The 21,241-nt window shown below is 69.2% G+C and carries 18 protein-coding genes; 6 read left to right on the forward strand and 12 right to left on the reverse strand.

All coding sequences use genetic code 11. The features are described 5' to 3' along the window. Positions 1-55 precede the first annotated feature (55 nt). On the reverse strand, positions 56-979 hold the full coding sequence (locus OHO83_RS44535) for a TauD/TfdA dioxygenase family protein (RefSeq protein ID WP_266681257.1): 924 nt from the start codon (positions 977-979) through the stop codon (positions 56-58). A 116-nt stretch (positions 980-1,095) separates the two neighbouring features. After that, positions 1,096-1,338: a hypothetical protein gene (locus OHO83_RS44540; RefSeq protein WP_266681259.1), complete on the reverse strand. Its 243-nt coding sequence runs from the start codon at positions 1,336-1,338 to the stop codon at positions 1,096-1,098. A gap of 113 nt (positions 1,339-1,451) precedes the next feature. Between OHO83_RS44540 and OHO83_RS44545 the strand changes: the two genes are divergently transcribed. After that, complete coding sequence (locus tag OHO83_RS44545) at positions 1,452-2,651, forward strand: PucR family transcriptional regulator (protein WP_266681261.1); 1,200 nt, start codon at positions 1,452-1,454, stop codon at positions 2,649-2,651. 414 nt (positions 2,652-3,065) lie between these two features. Here OHO83_RS44545 and OHO83_RS44550 read toward each other — a convergent pair whose 3' ends face one another. Continuing rightward, complete coding sequence (locus tag OHO83_RS44550; RefSeq protein ID WP_266681263.1) at positions 3,066-4,430, reverse strand: PucR family transcriptional regulator; 1,365 nt, start codon at positions 4,428-4,430, stop codon at positions 3,066-3,068. A 22-nt stretch (positions 4,431-4,452) separates the two neighbouring features. Here OHO83_RS44550 and OHO83_RS44555 point away from each other — a divergent pair, with 22 nt between their 5' ends. Continuing rightward, entirely contained in the window at positions 4,453-6,033 is a 1,581-nt protein-coding gene (locus tag OHO83_RS44555; protein WP_266681265.1) for a GMC family oxidoreductase, read from the forward strand. A gap of 45 nt (positions 6,034-6,078) precedes the next feature. On the opposite strand, the gene OHO83_RS44560 is transcribed toward OHO83_RS44555, so the two are convergent. The 6 genes from OHO83_RS44560 to OHO83_RS44585 form a co-directional block, all read right to left on the reverse strand. Beyond that, positions 6,079-7,017 carry a hypothetical protein gene (locus tag OHO83_RS44560; protein ID WP_266681267.1) on the reverse strand — a complete coding sequence of 313 codons (939 nt, stop codon included), beginning with the start codon at positions 7,015-7,017 and terminating at the stop codon, positions 6,079-6,081. Positions 7,018-7,029: 12 nt separating this feature from the next. Next, on the reverse strand, positions 7,030-8,625 hold the full coding sequence (locus OHO83_RS44565) for a GMC family oxidoreductase N-terminal domain-containing protein (protein WP_266681269.1): 1,596 nt from the start codon (positions 8,623-8,625) through the stop codon (positions 7,030-7,032). Beyond that, positions 8,622-9,125: a DUF5987 family protein gene (locus OHO83_RS44570; RefSeq protein ID WP_266681803.1), complete on the reverse strand. Its 504-nt coding sequence runs from the start codon at positions 9,123-9,125 to the stop codon at positions 8,622-8,624. Before OHO83_RS44570 ends, OHO83_RS44565 begins: the two co-directional genes overlap by 4 nt. Positions 9,126-9,337: 212 nt before the next feature. Beyond that, complete coding sequence (locus OHO83_RS44575) at positions 9,338-9,937, reverse strand: hypothetical protein (protein ID WP_266681271.1); 600 nt, start codon at positions 9,935-9,937, stop codon at positions 9,338-9,340. Between the two features lie 428 nt (positions 9,938-10,365). Continuing rightward, the gene (locus OHO83_RS44580; RefSeq protein ID WP_266681273.1) at positions 10,366-11,505 is read right to left on the reverse strand and encodes a PQQ-dependent sugar dehydrogenase; all 1,140 of its coding nucleotides are present in this window, start codon (positions 11,503-11,505) and stop codon (positions 10,366-10,368) included. 380 nt (positions 11,506-11,885) lie between these two features. Continuing rightward, on the reverse strand, positions 11,886-12,410 hold the full coding sequence (locus OHO83_RS44585) for an ATP-binding protein (RefSeq protein WP_266681275.1): 525 nt from the start codon (positions 12,408-12,410) through the stop codon (positions 11,886-11,888). A 471-nt stretch (positions 12,411-12,881) separates the two neighbouring features. Between OHO83_RS44585 and OHO83_RS44590 the strand changes: the two genes are divergently transcribed. Together OHO83_RS44590 and OHO83_RS44595 are read left to right on the forward strand one after the other, a co-directional pair. Next, positions 12,882-13,739: a phosphotransferase gene (locus tag OHO83_RS44590; RefSeq protein WP_323187159.1), complete on the forward strand. Its 858-nt coding sequence runs from the start codon at positions 12,882-12,884 to the stop codon at positions 13,737-13,739. Positions 13,740-14,178: 439 nt separating this feature from the next. Further along, positions 14,179-15,270 (forward strand): PP2C family protein-serine/threonine phosphatase, encoded by a 1,092-nt coding sequence (locus OHO83_RS44595; protein ID WP_266681805.1) that lies wholly within the window; start codon positions 14,179-14,181, stop codon positions 15,268-15,270. A gap of 351 nt (positions 15,271-15,621) precedes the next feature. On the opposite strand, the gene OHO83_RS44600 is transcribed toward OHO83_RS44595, so the two are convergent. Next, positions 15,622-16,020, reverse strand: coding sequence for a hypothetical protein (locus OHO83_RS44600; RefSeq protein WP_330280679.1), 399 nt, complete (start codon positions 16,018-16,020; stop codon positions 15,622-15,624). Here OHO83_RS44600 and OHO83_RS44605 point away from each other — a divergent pair, their 5' ends adjacent. Next, positions 16,021-17,142 (forward strand): lipid II:glycine glycyltransferase FemX, encoded by a 1,122-nt coding sequence (locus OHO83_RS44605; RefSeq protein WP_266681281.1) that lies wholly within the window; start codon positions 16,021-16,023, stop codon positions 17,140-17,142. A 138-nt stretch (positions 17,143-17,280) separates the two neighbouring features. Here OHO83_RS44605 and OHO83_RS44610 read toward each other — a convergent pair whose 3' ends face one another. Further along, positions 17,281-17,940: a GNAT family N-acetyltransferase gene (locus tag OHO83_RS44610; protein WP_266681283.1), complete on the reverse strand. Its 660-nt coding sequence runs from the start codon at positions 17,938-17,940 to the stop codon at positions 17,281-17,283. 1,107 nt (positions 17,941-19,047) lie between these two features. On the opposite strand from OHO83_RS44610, the gene OHO83_RS44615 reads away from it, so the two are divergent. After that, positions 19,048-20,250 carry an outer membrane protein assembly factor BamB family protein gene (locus tag OHO83_RS44615; RefSeq protein WP_389566748.1) on the forward strand — a complete coding sequence of 401 codons (1,203 nt, stop codon included), beginning with the start codon at positions 19,048-19,050 and terminating at the stop codon, positions 20,248-20,250. Between the two features lie 399 nt (positions 20,251-20,649). On the opposite strand, the gene OHO83_RS44620 is transcribed toward OHO83_RS44615, so the two are convergent. Further along, positions 20,650-21,189, reverse strand: coding sequence for a dihydrofolate reductase family protein (locus tag OHO83_RS44620; RefSeq protein WP_266681287.1), 540 nt, complete (start codon positions 21,187-21,189; stop codon positions 20,650-20,652). Positions 21,190-21,241: the final 52 nt, after the last annotated feature.

Below are 21,241 nucleotides of genomic sequence, written 5' to 3' on the forward strand. Positions count from 1 at the left end.
GGCGCCGTGGGCCCGTGCGCGGGCGCGCCCGGGCGGGCCGTGTGCGCAGGGGGCCTCAGGAGAGGGGGACGCCCGCGATCGCGATGCGCTCCATGACGCGCCGCTGTGGGTAGTAGTCGTTGATCGCGTAGTGCTGGACCGCGATGTTGTCCCAGATCGCGACGGAGTCCGGCTGCCAGTGGAACCGCACCTGGAACTCGGGGATACGGGCCTGCAGGACGAGTTCGTCGAGCAGTTCACGGCTCTCGGCGTCGGACAGGCCGACGATCCGCGTGGTGAAGGGCTCGTTGACGTAGAGCACCTTGCGTCCCGACTGCGGGTGGCGGACGACCACCGGGTGCTCCACGGCAGGCAGGGTCTCCCGCATCCGGGCGATCTGCTCCTCGGTCATCAGCGAACCCCAGCTGGGCACCCAGTCGTGCACTGCGGTGAGTCCGTCGATCCGGGCCTTCGTCTCCTCGGAGAGGTTGTCGTAGGCGACCGCCATGTCGGCCCACATCGTGTCGCCGCCGGCCGGTGGCACCTCGACGGCGCGCAGTACGGAACCCAGGGCGGGCGCGGCCATGAAGGAGTGGTCGCTGTGCCAGATGTTCTCGTTGCCGACGGCCATGGCGTCCTTGGCCAGGCGGGAGACGCCGACGGTGTCGCCCTTGGGGAAGAAGGGGTTCACCTCCGGTTCGCCCCATATCGCTGCGAGCGCGACGTGGTGCTCGGAAGTGAAGCGGTGCTGGTCGCGGAAGAAGATCACCTTCCACTCCAGCAGGGCCTGCCGCAGCTCGGCGCCGAGGTCTTCACCGATCGGCTGCGAGAGGTCGACACCGCTGACCTCGGCGCCGATGTGCGGGGTGAGCGGCTGGATGCCGAGAATCCGGTACTCCGCCTCGGGGCTGCCCGGGGCGGTGCGGTCCAGGACGCGGTGTCCGTAGCGCATCAAGGGCTTGTCGAGGGCGGGCTGGGGCGTGGCGGCGAGTGCAGTCATGGGTGTTTCCTCCAGAGCGAGGATTAATTCGATACCGGGAGTATCGATATTGGGATGCGCCGGGGCAAGGGGCTTCGTCCATCAATTTCATGTCGGCGGAGAGACCCGGCACGCGGTCAGGGCTGTGCCTCCACGGCGCGGGAACGAGCTCGACCACCGCGTCCACGGAGTTGCCGCCCGGCAGCGCTGTCCCGCGCCACCAGGAGGAACAGCAGCGGCGTCGCCACGACGGACGCGCGCGTCCGGATGTCGGTGTCCGTACGCACGTCCCGGCATGCGATGACGCCCTCCAGGATGCGTCCGGTCTCGCCCATGGCAACCGTGGAGGTCGGCTCCTGGCACAAGGAGCCCTGACGCATGCAAAGATCGCGCACGGCGGACCTGCTGGCTATGGGCGGGCATCCAAGGGGACCCGTACCTCTTTGTACCTGGGCACAAGAGCCTTGGCAGGGGAGCGGATACCGTCTCGGCCATGAGCCGGACCGCCACACGTGCCGAGGCGCACGACGCCGACGTCTTCACCGACATGCTCGACCTCGTCGACGATCTCGCCAACTCCGCCGTACGCCAGATCGTCTCCGAAGAAGAGGACTTCGCAGAGCATGCTCTTCCACCGCAGCTGCTCCACGACGTGGTGCGGGCGAACATCGAGGCCATCCTGCGGGTGGTGGCCGGAGATGCCGACGTCGGTGTCGACGCCGCCCGTTGGGCGGGACAGGTCAAGGCCGACCATGGCGTGCCGATCTCGGGACTGCTCCACGGATTTCGCCTCGGCGGGCTGGAGATCTGGGAATGGGCGATCGCACGCGCCGCGGACGGCGAGCAGGCGAGTGCTCTGCTGCGCCGGTCCTCCCACTTCTGGGGGACGCTCGAACGGTTCACCACTGCCGCGGCGGAGGCGTACCGGCACGTCACCGACGACAGGGAACAGCGGGAGCGGGTCTCCCGCCGGGTCGCTCTGCTGGCCGTTCTGGAGGGTTCGGCAGCCGGCCGGGGCCCGAACGGAGTCCCCGGGGCGGGGGCGCCCCGCGCCCTCGGTCTGCCCGAGCGGGCGTCGTACTGCGTCGTGATCGGCGAGATCGGGGCGCAAGGAGCGGACCCGCTGCCTGGTATTGCCGCGCTGCTGGACCACGCCCGTATCCGCTCCGCCTGGACGACCGAACTCGGGGAGCGGATCGGCCTGGTCGCGGCCGTCGGCGAGGCCGACTCCGAAGGAGTGCTGCGGGTGGTGGGAAGGGCTGCCACCTCGCGCGTGGGGCTGAGCCGTCCGTTCACCTCGCTCGCGTCAGCGCCTGGGGCGGTGAAGGAGGCCCGCATCGCCGTGCGGTGCGCCACGCCGCCGGCGGGCGTGCACCGTTACGGCAGCGCTCCGATCGACGAGTTCGTCGCGAGCCACGCCGAGTCCGCGGGCGAGCTGAGTGAGAGCGTGCTGGAGGCCCTGCTGACCGGCGAGGCCGGCGACGCGGCGCTGCTGGAGACCCTCCACGCGTGGTTCGCCGCGGACGGCTCAACCGCCGAGGCGGCGCGACAACTCCACTGCCACCGCAACACGGTGCTGTACCGCATGACCCGCATCGCCGAACTCACCGGCCGTGTTCCCACCCGGCCGGTGGACGCCGCGGAACTCTACGTAGCCCTTCGGGCGTTGCGGCTCGGCGTGACCGAAGAGTAGGCGCCGACGCCCGTCGGCCCTCTTGCCCCCTTGTGCCCGAGCACAGGCACGGGCGGCACGTGCCGGCCCTGTGCCCATGGCTCCGGTGGCGTCGCGACCGTGAGTATCTCCGCAGCGAGCGTCCGGTCCGCAGCCCGTTCCGCTCCGCCGCACCGACGTGTGCGAGTTCGTCGTCGAGAAGGCGGTGAGAGGAGTGCAGAGCAGCCCAGAGAAGTGGGAGGCCGACGCCGATCCGGGCCGCCCGATCGGCCTCGACCCGGCGCGCGCTGCAGGAGGCAGCCTGTCTCCAGCGGCGGAGATCGTGGCCCACCGGGTCGGCGCCAGCGACCGGCCCCCGACGAGCAGGACCGGCCCCCTCCACCGCGACACGTCACGCGGCCCTGGCGCTCTGTGGCTACCGGCTCGGAGCGACGGTCAGGGCTTGGGGAGACCGAATGCGGCTATGTACCGCAGTGCCAGCTCGACCTTCGCGGTGCGATCGGTCAACGGGTGGCCCAAGATCTTCTCGGCACGCGTCAGCCGGTAGCGGACGGTGTTCTTGTGGACGAAGAGCTGCTCGGCCGTGGCCTCCACGTTGTGACTGTTGGAAAAGTACGCGAGGACGGTGTCGCGAAGCTGGGCGAGGTTCTTGTCCGTCCCACAGAGGCCCCCGACTTCGCGGAGCACCATGCGTCGAGTCATCTCAGGACGGTCGGTGACCAGGCAGAGGAGTTCGACGTCGGAGAATTCTGTGACCGCTCGCGGGCTGACGGCGCTGAGACCGACCCTTTGAGCGGCCTTGGCCTCGGCGTGCCCGGCGCGGAATCCCTGCACCCCGCGCGACGGCGATCCGGCTGAGAGGCGAATCTGCCATTTCTCGAGAGAGGCTTCCAGATCGGCAATGGAGCCGAGTTCGGGACGTGTCGGGGTCGCGACCCAGAACCACCAGTCGCGGCTGCCGGCCATCACGGTCAGCGCGCGCGGGGCGTTCAGTTCCCGCGCCACGCGGTTGGCGATATGGAGAACCCGGTCCGTGGCGTCCGCCGCGTCCGGGTTCGCCGTCCACGCGATGAAAGCGCTCTGCCACTGCGCAAGCGGATGGGACAGCTCGGCCGAGGCTTGATCGATGTCGGTCGGCGAACCTCGAAGGATGTCCTCGACCAATCGCGTGCGACGGAGCAGAGCGCCTTCGAGCAGCTGTTGTCGCTCTTCGTAGAAGGTCTCGATCAGGGCTTCCACCGAGTCGTTCATCCACTGCTCGGCGCGGGACCACATGTACTTGAGGGCCTCGTCGCGCGGGGGCGCGGACTCGTCGAGAGTGTCCGTGACCTCGGTGAAGAAGGCGAAGACGCTGTGGTGTGCGGCGCGGTAGACCTTGAGCAGGACACCCAGGTCAGTGCCACGTCGGGCGAGCGAGCGGGCGAGGTCGGCCGCCGGTCCAGGCAACGCGAATTGGTGCTCAGAGGTCAGGTTCGTCACGAATGACCGCCACTGCGAGCGGGTGCTCCCGTGCAGGATTTCGGCCAGCATCGGATCGGTGGCGATGGTGGGGATCTGATCCATCACGCGGTCGTCGACCTTCCGGACGAACGCGGCGACCACTGAATCGGTGACGGCCTCCTCGGCGAATCCACGCATCCACGCCAAAAGAGCGGGGGAAGCCGTCACGGCCACTCGGGCACCTCCTGGGCGACGTAGTCCTCGATGAAACAGGGCTTTGGACACGCACACAATGCAGGAGCCGAATCCTGGACGCAATGCCAAGCGCCGTCCCCTGGCACGGTGCGAGATTTCCTCCACCGACGACTCTGGTGAGGAACTGATGGCGGCATTTGACTACATTGTGGTGGGCTCGGGCTCGGGCTCGGCCGGAGCGGTCGTGGCCGGGAGGCTCTCGGCCGATCCGGACATACGAGTCCTGCTCATCGAAGCAGGTGGCGCCAAGAAGCCGATGAACGTTCAGATCCCGGCGGCGTTCGCCACCCAGTTCCGGACGAACCTCGACTGGGACTACCACACGGAGCCGGAAGCCGGTCTGGACGACCGCTCGCTGTACCACCCTCGGGCGAAGTACCTGGGCGGCTGCAGCGGCATGAACGCGATGGTCTACATCCGCGGCAGCCGACACGACTACGACGCGTGGGCGAAGGACGGTGCGACAGGCTGGTCGTACAGCGACGTCCTTCCCCTGTTCAAGAAGTCGGAGCGCAACTCGCGCGGCGCGAACGAGTACCACGGTGCGACCGGCCCGTTGCACATCGAGGACCTCCGGTCCCCGAATCCCCTCTCCGAGCGCCTCATCGAAGGCATGGTCTCCACCGGACTGCCCCGGAACGCCGACTTCAACGGCGCGGAACAGGTCGGCGCCGGCCTCAACCAGGTGACGCAGCGGCGTGGACGGCGCTGGACCACCGCGGATGCCTTCGTGGCGCCGGCATCGAAGCGCCCGAACTTCACCGTGCTCACGGAGGCGCATGTCGATCGTCTGCGCATCGAGGGCGGACGGGTCGTTGGAGTCGAGGTCACGCGTGCCGGGCGGCAGGAGGTCCATCAGGCTGACCGCGAAGTCGTCCTGTCCGCGGGTGCTTTCAACACGCCGAAGATCCTGATGCTCTCGGGCATCGGGCCGGCTGAGCATCTCGCGCGGCACGGGATCCGGGTGGTCGTCGACAACCCCAATGTCGGTTCACACCTGATGGACCACCCGTTCTACCTCGCGAACTTCGAGACCACGGCACGCGGAACGCTGGCGAACGCGCAGTCGCCGGTACAGCTCGCCAAGTACCTCGCAGCACGACGCGGGTCGCTGACATCGAACATCGCCGAGGCAGGGGCGTTCTTCCACACACGGTCGGGAGAAGCCGCGCCCGACATACAGATGTTCGGCGCGCCGGCGTACTTCTGGGACAACGGCTTCACGACGCACGACAAGCCGGCGTATGCGATCGGGCTCTCGCTGGTGGGATCCCTCAGCCGTGGCCAGGTCCGTCTGCGGGGAGCCGACCCGACGGCGAAACCCGCGCTGACGTTCAACTACCTCTCCGACCCGGCAGAGATGGACTCGATGGTCGCCGGCATCGAGCGGGCACGTGAGGTGGCCCATTCGTCGGCCATGCGCGGTCTCACCACGCGTGAGCTTCATCCCGGAGGAGACGCTGCCCGCCGTCCGGAGATCGAGGCCGAGATTCGACGCAACGTCGCCCACACCTACCACCCCTCCTGCACGGCACGCATCGGAACGGAAGCCGACGGAGTCGTGGACGCACAACTGCGCGTGCACGGAGTCGCCGGACTACGTGTCGCCGACGCGTCGGTGTTCCCGACGATCCCCCACGGAAACACGCACGCGCCGACGGTCCTCGTGGGAGAGAAGGCGGCACAGCTGATGGGGGCGGCCCGATGAGCACCTCGATCGGTGATCGGGAACCGTGAGCCGTGAGCCCTCCGCTCACGGGCGCGTCCCCACCTCCGCGTGACCCGTGCGATCCAGATGCCAGCGGTGCTCCACCTCGAATCGGCGCAGTCCCGTGCGGCGTTCGACGATCACGTCAACGCTGGCGCGTTCGGTGTTGGTGCAGGTGGCGGTCGTTCCGTCGGGGTCGGTGTAGGAGAGTGACACACAGTCGTCCGGGTCCTGGGTCACATCGATGCGGACTCTCCGCCGTGCGGTGCTGCCTGCGACCGACCAGTCCGGCAGTCCGACCCGTGCCCGCAACAGTGGCGCGGTCAGCAACGGGTCGCGCGGCCAGTCGGTGCCACCGATCCGCAGCTGAAGCATGGGCAGCGGTGGCAGCCACCGCATGGTGGGACGGCGGGCGACGGCGGCCACCACTTCCAGTACGTCGCCGCCGCCGAGGCCCGCGTGGAGCCACGCCCACCGCTGGGCATTGCCGTGCCCGGCGATCCGGGCGACGCCCCCCACGGCGTCGGAGAGGGTGAACCGCCTTTCTCCGACGACGAGTTCCCCCTCGAATATGGCGTCGGGGGCGGGCACGATCTGGGCGGCGGGCAGCAGTTCACGCTGCCAGGACCAGCGCGGGAACGTGTAGAGAGGCTCCCCGCCCCCGGTGACCTTCAGGCGCCAGGTGATCGCGCCTGCCGCGCCTTCCAGCAGCTGGGGCGATGCCCGCACCCCCGGCACCTCGAAGTACGCCTCGGCCTGGGGCGGTGGAGAGCCCGGGACCCCGAACCGCTCGGTGACCGGCGGCCCGTCGGGTGGGAAGACGGATATCCAGCCGTGCGCCCGGGCCGGGCCGTCCTGCTTGGGTGCCACCACTTCGTGGTGGATCCACACGCCGGTCCCGGTGCGGGGGTCGGTCAACGTCGCGTACCACACTTCGAGCCGCCCTGGCCGGCCGGTCATCCGTGGCGTGTAGAGGGAGTTCATGAGGGATTCCTTTCACCGGGGCGTGGGGGCCCCGTACCGTGCGCGCACGCCTGCCTCGGCGGTGCTCGCCACGATGCCGGGACAGGCCCGTTCGGCCAGTGCCGCGATCGTCAGTGAGGGGTTGACGCAGAGCGAGGTCGGGACGGCCGAGCCGTCGGTGACGAACAGGCCCGGATGGCCCCGGAGTTCGCCGCGTTCGTCGAGTGCCGAGGTGACGGGGTCGTCACCCATCCGGCAGGAGGCGAGGGGGTGTGCGCTCACGGACCCGGCGGCGTTCTCGCTCCAGGGCCGTACCCGCGCAAGACCGTCGCGCTCGAGTACCGCGCGGGCCTCGGCATCCGCAGCGGCCCAGCCGCGCAGGGTGTTCGCCGTCGGCCGGTACGAGAGCGTGGACAGGCAGAGCGACGTGGCCACGCGCGTCGAACTTCCCGTGGGCGGCGGCGCGCCGAAGACGCCCTCGTTGTCGTCCTCGGTCATGGCGAGCACGGACAACCACGACGGCCAGCGGGCACGCATCTCCTTCTTGCGGACACCGAACCAGCTCGTCGCCGGGGTGTCGGTGGCCTGGGCCAGCAGGTCGGTGATGCCGGGGAAGTAGATCTGCTGAAGGGAGAAACGGGTGAACTCCGCCGTTGCCGCGTCGAGCCGGTCGTACGACATGGAGCCGATGGGCTTGCCGATGGGGAAGCCCTGGTACGGGATGCCCGGTGCGCGCTCGAGACCGAGCAGGTCGCGCACCTTGTCTTCGTCGGCGTCGGCGATGGAGACGCGGTCGCCGTTGCCCGAGAAGTAGCGCCCGACGGCTTGCGGGACACCACCGAGCAAGGGAGCCGAGCGCTGCAGCAGCACCGGGGTGGCCAGAGCGCCCGCGGCCAGCACCACGGTCTTGGCCTCGATCGCGCCCACGCCGACCGGCAGCCGGTAGTCGCCGGCGTCGAGCTGCGTGTACGCGACGCGGTAGCGGTAACCGGGTGTGGTGGCAGGAGCGATCGTCTGCGCCTCGTGGAGTGGGCGGATCTCGGCGCCGTGAGCCGCAGCGGCGGGTAGGTAGTTCAGCAGCATGGACCGCTTGGCGTCGAAATGGCAGCCGTTGAGCATCCAGTTGCAGTTGGTGCAGCGGGCCAGGTCGACGGCGACGGGCACCGGATTGCAGGTGCGGCCGGCACGGGCGCACGCCGCGGCGAACAGCCCTCCGGGATAGGGGACTTGGTCCCAGCTCGGCTCGGCGACGGGCAGAGCCTCCTCGACCCGGTCGTACCACGGGTCGAGTGCCGCGCGCGTCAGGGTCGACGGCCACAGACGGTGGCCCAGACTGCCGCGGCGGTCGAAGACGAAGCCCGGAGCCCGCAGCGAAGCGGCGAAGTAGACCACGCTGGACCCGCCGACGCAGTTCCCGGCCACGACGGTGATGCCGTCGCCCTGCACGAGGTCGACGATCCGGGTATAGCTGCCCAGGCGCAGGTCATGGGTGAAGTCCGGGGCGGTGAGATGCGGTCCGCGTTCCAGGATCACCACCTTGGCGCCGCCCGCGGCCAGATGGTACGCGGGAATGGCACCCCCGAAACCGCTGCCGATGACCAGCACGTCGGTGCGTTCGGTGACGCTCATGCGGGGTGCCCTCCGGGGGTGGTGAGCGGGTGCTCGGAGGCGAGCCTTCGGCCGTACGAATAGTCGGGGAAGCGCCACAGTCCGTCGGCGTCGGGCGCCGGGAAGCCGATCCAGGCCAGCCCCGGGTGGCGTTGCCGGATGGCTTCGGTGGTGTGCAGATGGGCTGCGGTGTCGAAGGCCGCGGCGGCGAAAAGCGCGAGCAGCACGTACAGCTGCCGGTCCGGGGCGCCCGGCGTGAGCAGCTCGCCGGCGAGGGCGGTCCGGTCGGTGAACCGGAGGGCGACGAAAGGGGGTTGGGTGGGCAGCAGGACCCGGCCGTGGATGGCCGCATAGGCGAGGGCACGGGTGTTGACGAGCAGCGCCAGCTCGGGCAGCAGTGCGCCGATGCCGAGATCGGGAAGGTTGAGCAGCTCGATGGCCCCCGCCTGTACGGCGCCGGGACCGGGCGCCGCCCCCGCGATCGCGAGGTCGCCGCTGTGCCGCTTCTCGCCCGGGACCATGGTGTCCGCGAACGCCTCCAGCGTGGCGGTCGTAGGGTCGGGCAGTGAGAGGGAAGCGGGCCGCAGCCCGGTCCCGGCCACCGGCACCTGTTCGGGGACAGGAAGCACCGAGGGTGCGGCGTCGGCGGTCAGCTCCCCGGCCCGCAGGGCGGCGACGGCGGCGGTCAGCCCGACAAGCAGCCGGCGCCGAGTGGGACGCGCGGGCGGTTCCCTCAGCACAGCCCGCTCACCGGCAGCCGCACCTTCACACCCGCGGCGTCGCGCACGAGCGCGTCGGCGAGCCGGACGTCGTACGGCCGGATCACCTTCGCGGCCTCCTCGGCCCGGGCGGGCTGCCCGGCGACGGTGATGTTGCGTACCCTCGCCGCGGCACTGCCCTCGGCCTTGTCGAACCAGTAACTGCCGTCCCAACCGACCAGTTCGGTTCCGCCGGGCGTGGCCTGCACGCTCCAATGGTCCAACTGCCAGTACCGGCAGGCCGGTACGGCGATCGCGAAGCGCGCCGGTTCAGCCAGCAGAAAGCGCGCCGCGCCGCCGTTGGTCACGGTGATGTCCCGCTTGGCGTACTCGACGCACAGCGGGTCGGCGCTGAACAGGGAGAGCGGCGGCGTCTCGCCCTCGCCGTAGCGGTGGAAGGTGCACGCGGACGCGTACGACGGGTCGGCGTATCCGCCGGCACCTGGCTCTGCGGCCGAGGCGGAAGCGACGGGGAGCAACGCGGCGGCTGCCGCCACCGTCGCGCCGAGGACGGTGAGGCGAACGCTTGTCGACGGGGCGCCGAGGGGGTTCGTCGTGTGGCGAAGTACGGGCACAGCAGGACCTTCTTCGTGTCCCAGCCCTGATGGGCGACGGTTACCAGCGGTCACATGCAGGCGTCATCTTGATCGCTGCGTGCTGTCGGCACAAGACGTGGGACAGAGGTGATCCCGGTCGCCGGAGAAGCGCGAGCGCCAGAGCGGACCCGCTTCGCGGGGGTTGGAGCGCCGTGGTGTGTAAGTAGGTTCCTGACCACCGGAAGTGATCACTACGTACAGATCCATGAGCCGGATCTGACGGTCAGTGCGATCCGGGTCGTCGCTGGACGCATCACCAAGTAGGGGGAACGGCTGATACCGGTCCGGACACCGCGCTGCCGGGTCCAGGTGTCAGTCGTCGCTGGGAACGACAGCATCCTGCCCGATCGAGGTGATCGGACAGGATGCCGTGAACGGTTCACGCTCCTACGAGCCGGCTGAAGCCGCTACGCCGGGTCGATGCGAGAGACGCTGCCGCCGAGGGCGAGCACGTACAGTTCCCCGTCGCCGTCCTCCACGAACGAGACGACCTCGCCGCCGTTGACGCCGAGGTCGCTCTGACCGGTCACCTCGCCGTTCTCGATCGTCAGAGCGCGCACGGTGCCGTCGCAGTAGTCGCTGTACAGGTACTGGCCCTGAAGGTCCGGGATCGCGTCGCCGCGGTAGACGTATCCACCGGTCACCGAGCAGCCCAGCCCGTTGCGGTCGTACTCGTGGACCGGCGGTACGTGGTTCGCGGGCTCCGTGCCGCCCCGGAAGGGATGGGTCCCCTCCATCGAGGCCCAGCCGTAGTTCTCGCCGCCCTGGCTGTCCGCCGAGGCCCAGTCGATCTCTTCCCAGTCGCTCTGGCCGACGTCGCCGATCAGCAGGTCGCCGGTGCCCGAGTCGAAGGAGAACCGCCACGGGTTGCGCAGCCCGTACGACCAGATCTCGTCCTTCGCGTCAGGGTCGCCCACGAACGGGTTGTCCGCCGGGACGGCGTACGGTTCGCCGCCGCTGGGGTCGATCCGCAGGAGCTTGCCGAGCAGCGTGTCGAGGTTCTGCCCGTTGCCGTGCGGGTCACCGCCCGAGCCGCCGTCGCCGAACGCGATGTAGAGGTAGCCGTCGGGGCCGAACTTGATGTCGCCGCCGTTGTGGTTGTCGTACGGCTGCGTCTGGGTGAGGACGGTACGTCGGGAGTCCTTCTGGATCGCGCCGTACCGCATGGCGAACTCGTCGATGGTGCTGGTGCCCTCGAGGTCCGTGTACGAGATGTAGAAGTGCTCGAATCCGTTGTCGAACGCGACGCCCAGCAGGCCGCGTTCACCGTCGGTGGTCGTCTCGCTGGATATGTCGAGAACGGGCTCACCGAGTCCCTGGTCGTCCAAGACCCTTACGGTGCCCGCGCGTTCGGCTATCCAGACGGTGCCGTCGGGTCCGGCGGCGCCGGCGGTCGGATTCCGGGCCGTGGCCACTTCCGTCAGCGCGACGTCTGCCGCCGCATGGGGCGGGGCGGCCGGCTCGTCGGCGTACGCCGTGGCGAAAGCGAGGGTGGTGGCAAGGCAGATGGTGCCGATGATCGCAGAGCTTCTGGTGCGTAATTTCACCGTTACTCCTAGAGGCGGCGAGTGGGGGGAGTGCACCCGGCTGCTTCGGGCGGAGTTGAGTGGGAGTCGCCCGAGCCGGCACGCAACGGGGGTGGGGGATTGTGTGCCACTGGCTACGGGTGAGGATACCGGGATGGAAGCGGCTGGCCTAGACCAATGCCTCGCTTGTCTGCGCCGAGCACTGAGAAGCGCCTACCGGATTTGGCGAATTCCAGGAGCAGCGTCCACTGCTGTTGCGGCCTGCTCCCCGGCTGCTGGTGCACCGGCTTTGCCCCCTGCTGCCCTTCGGGGACAAGCGCGTCGCCCTTCCCGTCCGTCCCCGCTCGACGCGGTGCCGGTATCGCGGGCAGCGCAGCGCGGCAGTCCGCGGCGGTCCGCCCTCAGCCTCTCTTGACGGCCGTCACGACCTGCTGGGCGGCCTGGGCGGGCGTGAGATGCGTGGTGTCGATGACCTCGGCCTCGGCGTGCAGCCACGTGCGGGCCGCCTCGGCGTAGGGCTTGAGGTAGGCGAAACGGAACGGGGAGGGGCCCATGACCGTGTCCCTCTCGATGCGCCCGCGGAGGGTGTCCTGGTCGGCGTGGAGGACGAAGTGCCGTACGGGAATGGCGTGCTGGGCCAGGCCCGCGCTGATCTCGCGCCAGTACTCCTCGACCAGGACGGTCATGGGCATCACCAGCGTGCCGCCGGTGTAGTCGAGTACGCGCCGGGCGGTCTCGACGACGAGCGGCCGCCACGGGGGCCAGTGCTGGAAATTGTCCGTCGTGGGCAGCCCGGGTGTGATGTCCATGAGTGTCTCGCCGACCTTCTCGGCATCGAACACCCGTGAACCCGGGATCAGTTGCTGCACGAGTGCACTGGTCGTCGTCTTGCCTGCGCCGTGGGTGCCGTTGAGCCACACAATCATGGGCCGAGGCTAGCGGTGAACGGGCGGCAGCCGGCGGCTGTGACGTCACAGGGCGGGCACGGTGTCGGTGCTCTTCGCCCATTCCCTTCAGGGGGCTCGGTGGGTGGCCGGATTTGCTCGCCGTGTCTTCTCACGCGTATGCCCGATGTACAGGGAGGTCCGTAGGGTGAAGGGATGGCGGATGCCCCAGCGGGGACACTCACAGTCGATGCGCTGCAGGACCTCTTGACCCGCCTTTGTGCCGCGCCAGTCGCTGTCAGCCGTTGGGAGTCGCTGGAGCCATGGGCCGTGGCCCGGGTCTGGCTTCGGAGCACTTCGGCACTTCCGCGCTCCGTTGTCGTCAAGTGCATACGGGAGGGGCAACGCGAGGCCCGCACCGCTCATTGGCGACTGCACACGGAACTGGCGGCTCTCCAGTTCCTCAGCGAGGACGTGGGTCCAGGGCTCACTCCTCGCGTCATCGATGCCGACGTGGCTGCCGGTTTCCTCGTGCTGGAAGACCTCGCTCCTCGTGTCTGCCTGGACCAGTTGCTCCGACGGGACGGCGCGGCAGCGCACGGTGACCGGCTGGCGGCGTTCGCACGCGCCCGCGGTGAGCTGAGCGCTGCCACCGCTGGGCAGGCCGAGACCTACTACGCCCGCCGGGCCGGGCTGGGCCGCTTCGACGCTGCGGCAGACCAGACGGGACGGCGCGCCCCTGTCCACAACGACGCGATCGGGCAGGCGGTGGGGCTCGGGGCGCCGCCAAGCGGCCGAACGGTCCACGAACTCGCCGCAGCCATGGACGAGCTGGCTGATCCAGGCCCCTTTCTCGCCTTCAGCAATGGTGACGCAGAAGCCAACAACGTGATGCTCCACGCCTACGGCCCGCCCGACGCCCGCCTCATCGACTTCGAATTCGCCGGCTACACCCACGCGCTGACCGACGCCGTGTGCCTGTATGTGCCCGGCCCGGCCTGGCTGACCGTGGGCGATCCAACCACCACAGGCCTCGCCGACCAGTACCGCCACGCTCTGGCCCGCGGCATCCCGGAAGCCGAGGACGACCGGCGGTACGGAGACGGCCTTGCCGCCGCCTGCATGTCCTGGGCGCTTGTTCGTCTGCAGCGGCTCGCCCAGCTCGACACCCGCTCACCGGGTGACCCCAGCCGACTCCAGCTCGTCGCCACTCTGGAAGCGGCCGCGCACACCGCCGAGACGTACCGGGCCCTGCCGCACGTCTGTGGCTGGATGCGCCGCATCGCCGCAGTGCTGCGCCGCCGCTGGCCCGACGCGGACCAGGACCTCACCGAGAAAGAAAGGTTCCCGCCCTACCTGCCCCGGTACTGACCACGCTCGCCGGCCCGCCGCTTCACCCCGCGGTGAATGACCGAAACGGGTCCATGCACGTCCTGGCCGTCGGGAAGCGGAGAGTCCGGGACAGGCCACGCGTCGCACAGGTGTGGACGTTCGCCGACGCGCGCTGTGCAGCGCTGCTACGTACCGGTGGGCCCCTGTCCAAACTGCGGGCCCCTCATCGGCCCGCTCGTCGCGATCGCCTCGATCGAACCTGCTGCGCGTCCCCGCACCCGAGATCGGAGACCGGGCGGTCCTGGAGAGCTCTGGCGTCAGAGTCGACAGCGTCGCCGAGCCGGATGCGGTGATGAACCACCCCATCCGGCTCGACGCCGCCCGCGCCGCCTCCCAGGACCCCGGTGTTCTCGTCGCACGAGCTCTCCGCCGCGTCCGCCGGGATGCGACGAACGCCGGCTGCCGCCAGCGTGGGGGAGTGGTGCAGCAGAGCAAAGCCCAGTGGATTCCCGCCGGCGTGATCGTGCTGGCCGTAGTGGTCGACCTGGTGACCCCGACCGAGGTGACGTCGGCCCCGCTCATCATGGCGGCGCCCGTCGCAGCAGCCCCGCTCCTGTCGCTGTTGGGCATCATCTGGGTGGGCCTCGCGTCGATGGCCGTCCATGCGGGGCTCGCCTGGGTGGACGGCACCTTCGGCTGGCACCGCGGTCTGGCCAACCAGTTCACCCTGTTGGCCGTGACCCTGCTGGCCATCTTCATCAACCGCACCCTGAAGAGGCACAACATCAGGACCCGGCGTGCTCAGCACGTAGCGGCCGTCGCCCAGCGCGCCGTGCTGCCCAGACCGCCGCCGCGGCTGGGAGACCTGTACATTGCCGCCCGGTACGTGCCCGCCGAGGACGAGGCCATGATCGGCGGCGATCTGTACGTCGTACAGGACACCCCGTACGGCACACGGGTCCTCGTCGGCGACGTACGGGGCAAGGGCCTGGGCGCCGTGAGCGCGGTCTGCGCCGATCTCGGCGCGTTCAGGTACGCCGCGGACGAGGCCGAGGACCTCGCACAGCTCGTGCGCTCGCTGGAGCAGGCACTACTGCGTGAGGGCGGGCGGCGCGGAGGCCTCGAACAGGAAGAGGGATTCACCACCGCCCTCATCGCGGAGTTTCCCGCGGACCTCAGCGCCGTACGCATCGTCAACCGCGGCCATCCGCCGCCCCTGCTCCTCGACGCACAGGGCTCGGCCACCGTCCTCGAACCCTCTCAGGAAGTGCCTCCGCTGGGGATGGGGGTGCTGGGCAACTGGTCCGCACCGGTCGACACCTTTGCGTTCCCGCCCGGCGCGACGCTCCTGTGCTACACGGACGGCATCACCGAGTCCCGGGACGAGGAAGGCAACTTCTACGACGCTGCGACGCGTCTGCCCGTTCTGCTGCGGCACCGCGCCCGGTCCGGCGAGCACACCACACCGGCCCAGGTCCTCGACATGCTGATCCATGACGTACGGCGCCACTCCGGCGGCCGGCCCCAGGACGACCAGGCGCTCCTCGCGCTGCGTCGCTCAGCGCTGTGACCGCCTCCCTGTATCCGGGAGAGGACTCTCGGCCCTGGCGCCGGCCCGCCGGTTTCCCCCGATCCAGCGGGCCCACGCTCGCCGGGGCGACGCACCGCTGGGCGCGACGCCGCTTCTGTGTGGGCGAGAGCCGGTGTTTCGGCAACGAGATGGGGAGCCGCCGTGCCTGATGGCAGGGGACATGCCGCTAGTGGCGTAATCGAGGCTTTGGGCTGTCGGGCCGGTCACGCTGTGCTGCGTCGATCACGGTGATGTCAGGAGCCCGTGGGTGTACAGGTCGCGTGAGTGGATCTTTGAGTGGATCCGTCGTGATCGCCGGTCGGATCCGACGGTCTCGGGGCGGATGCCGGCTCAGCGGTACAAGGTGTCGCGGAACACCGTGGCGAGGCCGCTGGTGCCTCCGACGCCTTCAAGGTGGAAGAAGTCGCTCCCGTGCAAGAGCATGGGGGAGCCGGTGAAGGCTTCATCGACGCCGTGCTGCACGAGGACCGTCAGACGTGGAAGATGCAGAAGCACACCGTCGACCGGGTTCTTCGCCGATCCTCGGCTCTGCACCACCATCGCCGGCCGGATCAGGTTCCGCTGCACACTCGTCCAGACCGGCACCGAGTGCTGCCGCTTCCAGGCCACCGAGCCGGAACGGCACCACGCGGCGCGGTGAAGCATCTGCCCGCACGAGCCGGAGCAGTTGCGGCGGATGCACCTTAGGGCCCTCAGTAGGCTGACGCGTCGAGCAAAGGAGCGCTGCACATGAGTTTCCGCGTGAAGGCGATCACCCGTGAGGAGCATCTGGCGTTCGTCAAGGCCCTGCCCTCGGCGAGTCACATGCAGGTTCCTTCCTGGGGGGATGTGAAACCGGACTGGCGGGCGGAGAGCCTGGGCTGGTTCGACGGCGACGGCCGTCTCGTCGGTGTGGGGCTGGTGCTGTTCAGGCCGTTGCCGAAGCTCAAGCGGTACCTCGCCTATCTGCCCGAAGGGCCGGTCATCGCATGGGACGCGCCGGATCTTCAGCGATGGCTGGAGCCGATGCTCACCTATCTCAAGGCCCAGGGCGCTTTCTCGGTGAAGATGGGCCCGCCCGTCGTCGCCCGCCGCTGGAGCGCGGAGGCGGTCAAGGCCGCGATCGCGGACCCGCAGGCCAGACAACTGTGTGATGCCAAGGCCACCACACACGAGCCGCTGGCCTTCGACGTCGCTGACCGGCTTCGGCGGATGGGCTGGCAGCAGACCGAGCCCGGCGGCGAGGACGGCTTCGCCGCCGGTCAGCCACGGTATGTGTTCCAAGTTCCCTTCGCGGGCCGCTCGCTGGAGGACATCGAGCGCGGCCTCAACCAGCAGTGGCGCCGTAACATCAAGAAGGCCGAGAAGGCAGGCGTCAAGGTCGTCCTAGGCGGCTACGACGAACTGCCCGCCTTCTACGACATCTACGTGGAGACCGCCGAACGCGACCGGTTCATCCCGCGCCCGCTGGCCTACTTCCAGCGCATGTGGACCGTGCTCACGGCCGAGGACCCCAACCGCATGCGGCTCTACCTCGCCCACCACGACGGCGAAGTGCTCGCGGCAGCGACGATGCTGACCGTCGGTGAGCACGTCTGGTACTCCTACGGCGCCTCCACCAACCGAAAGCGCGAGGTCCAGCCGAACAACGCGATCCAGTGGCGGATGATGTCCGACGCTCATGAGCTCGGCGCGAGCATCTACGACTTCCGCGGCATCACCGACACCCTGGAGGAGAGCAACCACCTCCTGGGCCTGCTCCGGTTCAAAGTCGGCACCGGCGGTGAGGCGGTGGAATACCTCGGCGAATGGGACTTCCCGCTCAACAAGTTCCTGCACAAGGCCCTCGACCTCTACATGTCCCGCCGCTGATCCACCTCCGTCTTGCGAGGAGGCGACGGCGTTCACGCCGGGGGAATTGCATCCTGGTGTCGCGGCGCGGAGCGCCGGTGCCTCCGGTCCGTGGGCCGCACATGGCTGCCGGCGGAGCCTCGGGCATGCGGACGGGGCTCAGCTCGGGGCCGCCCGATCTGCTCCCGACTGCCTGCGTTCGAGGTCACGAGCGATTCGCTGCTCGAGCGTGGTCCGGCAGTGCGGCCACTCGGCCGCGGTGATCGAAAAGATCGCGGAATCACGGAGCAGACCCTCCTCGCCCGGTGCCCACGAGCGGGACCAGTTGCGCAGCACACCCTCGAAGTGTGCTCCCACCCCTGAGATCGCGGCCCGGCAACGGCTGTTGCGCGCGTCCGTCTTCAAGTCGAGGCGCGCCACCTTCCAGGTCTCGAACGCGTGCCGGAACAGCAGGTACTTGGCCTCGGTATTCACTCCCGTGCCCTGGGCCGCCGCAGCCAGCCAGGTGAAACCGACCTCGATCGCGCACAGACCGTCTCCTGCCGGCCACCACCGCGGATCCCAGTAGGCCGTGACTCCGACCGCCCGCCCCGATACACGCTCAACCTGCGCGTACGGGGCCAGCTTCCCGGCAGCGGAGCGCGCGAGCTGAGCAGTGATGTACCCCTCGACCTCACGCGCCGTCGGCACCCACGTGAACCGGTATGAACTGCGGTCCTCCTCCGCTGCCACAGCCAAGTCCGCCGCGTGGCGGTGATCCAGTGGTTCAAGACGCACGAGCGCGCCCTCCAGAACCGGTCCCTCCAGCATGAAACTCATGAGTCATCACTTCGGTCTCGACGAAGATTGTCCGGGCCGAACCACAGGGTCCCAGAGCCATCGCGCCATGTCCCGCGAGATTCTTCAGGGGCCAGGTACGCCCTGACACGCTTCGGCAGTTGAGGACGTACGAGCTGTACCTCGGCACGGGAACCCGGGTCCTTGCGACGGCACCTGGGCGCGTGCCTGATCCGGACTCCGTGAGCCGCGGCACGACAGCTGTCACCCCGGCGGGCTCGTTGCCGCGGTGCGTACCGGCTTCGGCTCGGACAGGTCCGGCAGCGGACGGCGCCGCGGGGACGACCAGGCCGTCCGGGTGCGAGGCAGAGCGCGCCGGTCGGCCGCCACGGGGTGACGTGGCGCGGCTGGCGCGCGCACCACCGCCAGGCGGCATGCGCGAGCCGTCCATCTGGTTGCCCGGTGATGGACGGCTCGCGACGCGGGCGTTCAGAGATCAAGGTCGGCAGCGGCAACATAAGCGTCCTGGGCCGCTGGACGACACCGGCCGTGACCGGCGGCGGGATTCGAACCCGCGTTGCTCTCTTGACAGGAGAAGGAGCCGCAACCTGCGCACCTGAACGAAGGTCACCGTAACCGTCGCCGGTGCGGGAGGCATCCGATTTTTTGGTCGGGCTCGGTCGAGCATGGTGGCATCCCAGCCGTGGAGGGGCGAGGCCTACTTGCCGGTCAAAGGCGCCCGTCTGGAGTCGCTGATCCCCTTGAACGGGCGCGGCGGTGGCATGTCGAAGCGGCGCTCGCCCGCCTGATGTCACGTCTCGTCACGAGCGCTGGGCGAGGACACCGTCGTGGCGGAAGTGCCGGGGACTTCGATGAGACGGCCAGGGTGAACAGAGAGCGCGAACAGCGTGGCCCCCTACAAGGCCAGTGGCGGCCTCGCAGGATCTGAGGTGGTCCGCTGCTGCGGTGGGTGGACGTGATCGTATGTGCGGGACGGATGAAGTCCATCGACGCGCACTGGATGATGGTGGTCGAAGCATCTGCAGTACTTCAACGGCCGCTTGGTTCGGACAACGGCATGGCCGGTGCAAGGCACGCATAATCTTGGGCCTGTTGGAGGCATTCGCCGATCGGCGGGGAGCGATGGCTATGAAGCGGATCAGGAAGAGACGCCTTCGGCAGGTGCGGCCTGTCTGGCAGGTACCGGGGGCCCCGGGCAGGACTCACGACGCTGTGGGCGATTGGCGCACAGCGCGACTGGTGATCCGAGGGCGTCCGGATGGGCTGCACGGATACGACCTGGAGACCGGTGAACCCCGCTGGTCCTGGATCGCTCCGGACCACAGGCTGTTGCTCGCCATGAGCCGCACGGCCGTGGGCGGGGTGGGCCTGGCTGTCCACGCTGACGAGAACGGTCCGGGTGAGTGGCCCGCCACGTGCACCGTCACCGCTTTCAGCACTGATGACGGCAACGTGTTGTGGTCCGTTCCCTATGACTTCAGCAACGAGCCCTGGACGTACGACTACGACCGCTTCGCCGGCGCCATCGCCCTCGCCCCGGACCGGGCCGTCGTCCTGACGCAAGGAAGGCCCGCGGCCCACGCACTGAGCAGCGGGAACACCGTCTGGCCGCCGATAGCACCCCTGAAAGGGGACAGCCGGCTCGCGGTCTGCGGGCACGGCATCGTCCAGATCGGGCTCGCCGACGGCGACGTCACCGTCCGGTGCCTCGACGCCTCCGAGGGCTCCATCCGCTGGGAAACCAGGCCGGACACCGGCGGGCCCGTCAGGGAGGTCCAGGTGCTGCTCGAGGATCCCCTGGCCATCCTCTGTCTGGGAAAGGGACGCCGTGGGGTAGAGATGCTGCTGGTCCTTGACAGCAAGGACGGACGGCCAACCGCCCGGATACCGGTCCACGGCCCGCACGGTGAGCTGCGCGTCCAGTCCACGTACGGGCTGCTGGACGACCAGCCGGTGGCGGCCGTCGGGGACTTGCTGGTCGCCATGGTCCGTCCCCCGGGTACCTACGGCGACCATCTGACCGCGTTCACCCTCGATCGCGGAACGCCGCGTTGGACATGGCGGTCCGAGGGAACGATCAGCGGCGTCTTTGCGTCCGGCGACAGTGTCGTGGCGGTGAGCAAATGGGAATCCTCGGAGGGGCCGGACGGCACCGTCCATGTTCACCAGCTCAACGGCGCCACCGGCGTGGTGAGGGCGGTGCGCCGACTGCGTGGATATCAAGCCGGCATGCGCGGCCGGTATCACCTCGATGGAGACCGGCGCCTCGTGCGCGTTTCCCACTGGGGGGAAGGGGCTTGGCATCCGGCCCAGATGTTCCGATTGCGCTGACACTGAATACGCCTGATACGCGAGGGCAAAGCGATCTGCTGGCGCGGGATCGATCTCGACTGGCTTCGCGTCCAAGGCACCGCTGTCCGCACCTGCCGCGATTGCGCAGAGGAGACTGGCTTCGCCGCCGGGACGATCAGCTATGTGGCCCGGCGGCACGACAATGCCCGGTGGCCGGACGAAGGCCGAGCGCTCACACGTTTGGGCCGGGATCGACTTGTTCGGCGAGATGCGTCGCCACGGGCTTGTATCAGTCGCCGGGTTCGCGCTTCGTTGTCGCCCGCGCTGACCCCGAAGACATATCGGCCCGACACCACAGTCGCGTGAGCGACGGGGAGTTGTTCCAATCCTGTTCTGTAGGTGTACAGATAGCGCGGTGTGACGGGCAACAGGGCTCGATCACGGGTGCGCCGCGAAGACGTGGGCGACGGCTCCGCCACTGAAGACGGTGGTGCTCGTCGGCTCGATGGTGAGCGGTGCCGGGAGCCGCTCGCCCGCACCCAGGACGACCGGGTGGATGACAAGGCGGTACTCGTCGATCAAGCCGGTCCCGACCAGTGATCGGGCGAACCGTGCCCCGCCGTGGGCGAGCAGGTATCCGTCGGAGCGCTCTTGCTTGAGCCGCGTGACGGCTTCGGCCAGGTCTCCGGCGACGATCGTCGTCTCGCCCCACTGCGGAGACGCGAGCGAGTCCGAGAACACCACCTTGGGGATCGCGTTCATCGGCTTGGCGAGCGGCCCGGAGGCGCCGGGCCAGTAGGCGGCCATCGCCGCGTACGTGGTGGCACCCATGAGGTGAGCGCCGGCATTGCTCACGGTCTCGACAATCCAGCTGAGGGCGTCATCGGAGTCTCCCGCAGTGATCCAATCGGAGCTCCCGTCAATCGGTGCGACGTAGCCGTCGAGCGAGACAGACATCTTGAGGACCAGTGAGGCCATGCGCTGCTTCCTTCGCGGGACGAACGACACGAACTGTTCGAGAACATGGTGG

The organism is Streptomyces sp. NBC_00569 (assembly GCF_036345255.1).
Classification (GTDB): domain Bacteria; phylum Actinomycetota; class Actinomycetes; order Streptomycetales; family Streptomycetaceae; genus Streptomyces.

Bases quoted from the DNA above. Each gene is read 5' to 3' on its own strand.
- OHO83_RS44535 (WP_266681257.1), bottom strand. From the start codon at position 979: ATGACTGCACTCGCCGCCACGCCCCAGCCCGCCCTCGACAAGCCCTTG.
- OHO83_RS44540 (WP_266681259.1), bottom strand. From the start codon at position 1,338: ATGCGTCAGGGCTCCTTGTGCCAGGAGCCGACCTCCACGGTTGCCATG.
- OHO83_RS44545 (WP_266681261.1), top strand. From the start codon at position 1,452: ATGAGCCGGACCGCCACACGTGCCGAGGCGCACGACGCCGACGTCTTC.
- OHO83_RS44555 (WP_266681265.1), top strand. From the start codon at position 4,453: ATGGCGGCATTTGACTACATTGTGGTGGGCTCGGGCTCGGGCTCGGCC.
- OHO83_RS44560 (WP_266681267.1), bottom strand. From the start codon at position 7,017: ATGAACTCCCTCTACACGCCACGGATGACCGGCCGGCCAGGGCGGCTC.
- OHO83_RS44565 (WP_266681269.1), bottom strand. From the start codon at position 8,625: ATGAGCGTCACCGAACGCACCGACGTGCTGGTCATCGGCAGCGGTTTC.
- OHO83_RS44570 (WP_266681803.1), bottom strand. From the start codon at position 9,125: ATGGTCCCGGGCGAGAAGCGGCACAGCGGCGACCTCGCGATCGCGGGG.
- OHO83_RS44585 (WP_266681275.1), bottom strand. From the start codon at position 12,410: ATGATTGTGTGGCTCAACGGCACCCACGGCGCAGGCAAGACGACGACC.
- OHO83_RS44605 (WP_266681281.1), top strand. From the start codon at position 16,021: ATGAGTTTCCGCGTGAAGGCGATCACCCGTGAGGAGCATCTGGCGTTC.
- OHO83_RS44610 (WP_266681283.1), bottom strand. From the start codon at position 17,940: ATGAGTTTCATGCTGGAGGGACCGGTTCTGGAGGGCGCGCTCGTGCGT.
- OHO83_RS44615 (WP_389566748.1), top strand. From the start codon at position 19,048: ATGAAGCGGATCAGGAAGAGACGCCTTCGGCAGGTGCGGCCTGTCTGG.
- OHO83_RS44620 (WP_266681287.1), bottom strand. From the start codon at position 21,189: ATGGCCTCACTGGTCCTCAAGATGTCTGTCTCGCTCGACGGCTACGTC.